The organism is Sphingobium sp., from assembly GCF_003248505.1.
In the GTDB taxonomy this organism is placed as follows: domain Bacteria; phylum Pseudomonadota; class Alphaproteobacteria; order Sphingomonadales; family Sphingomonadaceae; genus Sphingobium.
The window spans coordinates 1-1,031 of record NZ_QFOA01000186.1 but is presented as its reverse complement, the minus strand read 5'-3'; the positions used below and the strand labels follow the sequence as shown (position 1 = coordinate 1,031).

1 pseudogene is annotated in these 1,031 nt (G+C 62.3%); it reads left to right on the top strand.

Annotated features, from left to right (window positions below):
- A pseudogene (locus DI606_RS20300) lies at positions 1-1,031 on the top strand (TonB-dependent receptor); the annotation flags it as partial.

Genomic DNA, 1,031 nt, shown 5'->3' with positions numbered 1-1,031 from the left:
CCGGCACGGTCGACCTGCGCATGCTGCGTCCGCTCGACAAGAATGACCGCATCCTCGCCGTGTCGCTGCGCGGCCAGATGAACGGCATGGACAAGCTCAATCCTGATGGCGAACGCTATGGCTATCGCGCTTCGGCCACCTATGTCGATCAGTTCGCCGACGACACGCTGGGCCTGTCGCTAGGCTTCGCCGCCTCGCAGACCCCGTCGCAGAATGAGCGTTTCAACGCCTGGGGCTATCCCACCGATGCCGACGGCAATCTGATCATCGGCGGCGCCAAGCCCTATGTGCAGTCGAACCTGCTCAAGCGCTATGGCATGGTCGGCACGCTGGAATGGCAGCCGAGCGACAATTTCCACTCGACCTTCGACGTCCTCGCCTCGCATTTCGAGGAAGAGCAGCGGCTGCGCGGCATCGAATTCCCGCTCGTCTGGGGCACCGATGTCGGCGTCAGCGACGTGACGGTCGACAATGGCTTCGTCACCGGCGCCACCTTCTCCAACGTCTATGGCGTCCAGCGCAACGATTATAACAAGCGCAAGGCCGACACCATCTCGCTCGGCTGGAACAACGACATCCGCCTCAATGATCGGCTCAAGCTCAATGTCGATGCCAGCTGGTCGCGCGCCAAGCGCACCGACTTCCTGCTCGAAACCTACTCGGGCACCGGCTATCTGCGTTCGGGCGTGTCCGACACGGTGCGCGTCGAGCGCCAGTCGAATGGCCTGTTCAGCATCGTGCCGACGCTCGATTACAGCGACCCCAATGTCATCAGCCTGACCGACCCCAATGGCTGGGGCTATAATGGCACCACCGCCGTCGTGCAGGCGGGCTTCCTCAACCGGCCCAAGTTCATCGACGACATGAAGTCGTTCCGCGCCAACCTGGTCGGCGAGATTTCCGGCAGCATCTTCAGCAACTGGGAAATTGGCGGCAATTACAGCCGGCGCAAGAAGACCAGCGCCTATACCAGCTATTTCCTCTGCCCGACCGGCGGCACGGATTGCACCATCGCCAATGGCACGCCCGGT